The organism is Rhizobacter sp. P2_H2, assembly GCF_056403375.1.
This window is the reverse complement of record NZ_JBFUFP010001761.1, coordinates 1-622: the sequence shown is the minus strand read 5'-3', so window position 1 is coordinate 622 and position 622 is coordinate 1. Positions and strand designations below refer to the sequence as shown.

The window sequence follows — 622 nt, the reverse complement described above, 5'->3', positions numbered from 1 at the left end:
GTTCTCTACCTCGGCTACGACCTGCCGACGTGCTGGATGGAGACGGTCGTGCGCCAGAACATGGTCCGCCCCGCAGGAACGGACATCCAGATTCCCAAGGCGAAGATGACCGCCCGATGGGCCTGTGAGATCTCTTCCAGGGATCCGCTCGTGCTGGCCCAGTTTGCCGATGAGCCCCTCATCGACCTCGGTGATTGCGCATCGAATGACGTCGACAGAGGCTCAGTCGATCATGCGACGGTACCGCGTGGTGCCCATCTAGGCTGAGTCGCTGATCCCGTCGCTCTGAGTACCTGCCCGTGTTGACAGCGCGTCGGCACCCCTGTAAAAAGAGCGAATGTTCTAGTTGATTAAAAAATAGAACATACGTTTACAGCAAGCCTTCCCCGATCAACGACATGGCGCAGCGCGAGCCCCCGGGCCGCCGCATGCACCAGGCAGGAGACAAGCATGACCCGATTCTTCCGCGTCCCGGTGCCGCGTGGTGCCGTGCTGGCTGGTGCGCTGCTGCTGGCAGCGTGCGGCGGCGGCGGCGGTGATACCGCGCCGACCCCACCCCCGGCTGACGCAGGTGCGTCGCCCACCGAGCGGGCGGCCGCCGTGGCCGCGCCCGGCGCCGGCC

General features: G+C 65.4%; 1 protein-coding gene. It reads left to right on the top strand.

Annotation, left to right across the window (positions count from 1 at the left end; translation table 11 throughout):
• A partial coding sequence (locus AC1D15_RS36065; RefSeq protein ID WP_477829865.1) for a hypothetical protein occupies positions 1 to 267 on the top strand: 267 nt, incomplete at its 5' end.
• Positions 268 to 622: the final 355 nt, after the last annotated feature.